This window comes from Streptomyces sp. BRA346 (assembly GCF_052851135.1).
In genome coordinates this window covers 1-3,119 of the sequence record NZ_JAIWIH010000127.1, presented here as the reverse complement: position 1 = coordinate 3,119, position 3,119 = coordinate 1, and the positions used below count along the sequence as shown (strand labels likewise).

Annotated in this window: 1 protein-coding gene; it reads right to left on the bottom strand. The window is 74.7% G+C overall.

The annotated features are described in order from the left end of the window. Positions 1 to 3,119: polyketide synthase dehydratase domain-containing protein (locus LCH29_RS43665; protein ID WP_446467238.1), on the bottom strand; the 3,119-nt coding region annotated here is incomplete at both ends.

The following is a 3,119-nucleotide window of genomic DNA, read 5'->3' as shown; positions in this document are numbered from 1 at the left end:
CAACTCCGACGCGCCCTCCGCGTCCGGGCCACGACGGCTCACCAGCAGCAAGTCCCGCACACCGTGCTCCACCACCAGATGCCGCGCCACCAGACCACCGAGGGTCCCGGTGGCGCCGGTCACCAGGGTGGTGCCCGTTCCCGTTCCGGCCAGCGGGGCGGGGATGGTGAGCAGCACCTTGCCGATGTGCCGGGCCTGGCTCAGGTAGCGGAACGCCTCGGGTGCGCGCCGTACGTCCCAGGTCGTGGCGGGCAGCGGGGTGAGCACGCCCTGCTCGAACAGCTCCAGCAGTTCGAGCAGCATCTCCTGGGTACGGTCCAGCCCGGCTTCGGCCAGGTCGAACGCCTGGTAGACGACGCCCGGGTGGGCCGCGGCGACCTCGGCCGGGTCGCGCTGGTCGGTCTTGCCCATCTCCAGGAAGCGGCCGCCGCGCGGCAGCAGACGGAGCGAGGCGTCCACGAAATCACCCGCGAGGGCGTCCAGGACCACGTCCATGCCACGGCCGTCGGTCGCGGCGCGGAAGCGGTCCTCGAAGTCGAGCGTGCGGGAGGAGGCGATGCGCGCGTCGTCGAGGCCGGAGGCGCGCAGCGCGTCCCACTTGCCCTCACTGGCCGTGCCGAAGACGTCCGCGCCCCAGTGGCGGGCGAGTTGTACGGCCGCCATGCCGACTCCGCCGGCGGCGCTGTGGACCAGGACCGATTCGCCGGACCGCAGTCCGGCCAGGTGGCGGAGGCCGTAGTACGCGGTCAGGAAGACGACGGGCACGGAGGCCGCCCGTACGAAGGACCAGCCCGCGGGCATCGGCGCCAGCATCCGCCGGTCGGTGACGGCGACCGGGCCGAACGCGCCGGAGAAGAGGCCCATCACGCGGTCTCCGGGGGCCAGGTCGGTCACGCCCGCACCGACCTCGATCACCACGCCCGCGGCCTCGTGGCCCATCGTGGCCTTGCCCTCCACCACGCCCAGGGCCAGCACCACATCCTTGAAGTTCATCCCGGCCGCCCGGACCTGAACCCGCACCTGACCTGCGGCCAGCGGCTGTTCGGCCTCGGGGCACTCCAGCAGCTCCAGATGGGCGAACGAGCCCGTGTTCTCGATCTCCAGTCGCCAGGCGGACACCCCGGCGGGCGGGGTCAGCGCGCCGTCGCCGCTGGACACCCGGGCCAGGCTCGGTACGCGCACCTCGCCCGCGCGCAGCGCCAGCTGCGGTTCGTCCTGCCCCACGGCCCACGCCAGCGCGCCCGGCAGCGCCTCCCACGAGGCGCGCACGCCGTCGGTGTCCACCAGCACGAACCGGCCGGGGTTCTCCGTCTGCGCCGACCGCAGCAGCCCCCACACCGGGGCCGCCGCCAGGTCCCGCACCGTCTCCCCGGCCCCGGCCGCCACCGCGCCCGACGTCACCAGCACCAACCGCGACCCGGCCGACGCGAACCGCTCATCCGCCAGCCACGCCTGCACGACCTCCAGCGCCCGGCGGCCGCCCGCCCGGGCCGCCTCGGCCACCTCGCGCCCCTCCGGCGCCGGTACGGGCACCACGACGGCGCCCGGCAGCACGGCCCCGGCCGCCACCGCGTCACCCAGCGCGGCCAGATCCGGGTACGCCTCTGCCTCGGAGAGTCGTACGGAGTCCGGGCCGATCACCGCCCAGTCGATGGAACGCTCGACGTCGTCCAGCGATGTCGGCGGAACCGCCGCCCACTCGACGCGGAACAGCTCGTCGTCCCGCCCGGCCGTGTTGGCGATCTGGTCGGGCTCCACTTCCCGCATGACCAGGGACTCGATGGTCGCGACGGGCTGCCCGGCGCTGTCCGCGACCAGCGCCGAGACCGCGTCCGTACCGGCCGGAGCCAGCCGCACCCGCAGCGCACCGGCACCCGCCGCGTGCAGCGACACCCCGCGCCACGCGAACGGCAGCCGGGCGCGGTCGTCGGGGAAGAGGTCGCCGAACTTCACGCTGTGCAGCGCCGCGTCCAGCAGCGCCGGATGCACGCCGAAGCGCGCCGCCTCCTCCTGCTGCTCCTCGTCCAGCGCGACCTCGGCGAACACCTCCTCGCCACGCCGCCACACCGCCCGCACGCCCTGGAACACCGGCCCGTAGCCGTAGCCGGCGGCCACCAGGTCCGCGTACATGTCCCCCGAAGCCACCGGCTCCGCGTCCACCGGCGGCCACACCGCCAGCTCATCGGCCGTCGGCCGGGGGCCGCCCGTGCCCAGCACACCCATGGCGTGGCAGGTCCACGCCTCGTCCGACGACGTGTCCTCCGGCCGGGAGTACACGGTCAGCGAGCGCCGCCCCGTCTCATCCGGCTCGTCCACCACCAGTTGGAGCAGCACACCACCGCTCTCCGGCATCACCAGCGGGGCCTGAAGCGTCAGCTCCTCCACCGCGTCGCAACCGACCTGGTCACCGGCGCGCACCGCAAGCTCGACGAACGCCGTCCCGGGCAGGAGCACCGCGCCCGCCACCACGTGGTCGGCCAGCCACGGATGCGTACGCAGCGACAGCCGACCCGTCAGCAGCAGCCCGTCCGCGCCCGCCAGCTCCACCGCCGCGCCCAGCAGCGGATGCTCCGCCGAACCGAGCCCCAGCCCGGCGGCGACCCCGGGGCCCGCCGCGTCCGCGGGCACGTCCAGCCAGTACCGCTCGCGCTGGAAGGCGTACGTGGGCAGGTCCACGCGGGACGCACCCGTCCCCTCGAACACCTGCGTCCAGTCCGCCGACGCGCCCTGAGCCCACGCCCGGGCCACGCCCTCGACGAACGCCTGCTCCTCGTCGCGGTCCGCCCGCAACACGGGCACGAACGCCGCCTCGGGCAGGGTTTCGGCGCCCATCGCGCTCAGCGCACCGCCCGGACCGACCTCGACGCACACCGACACACCCTGGGCGCCCAGGGCCCGCACGCCATCGGCGAACCGCACGGCTTCCCGCACATGCCGCACCCAGTACTCCGCCGAGCCCAGCTCATCGCCCGAGGCCAGCGCCCCGGTCACGTTGGAGACGACGGGGATCTCCGGCACCCCGTACGTCAGCCCCTCGGCCACGGAACGGAACTCGGCGAGCATCGGCTCCATACGCGGCGAGTGGAAGGCGTGCGAGACCCGCAGCCGCTTGGTCTTAC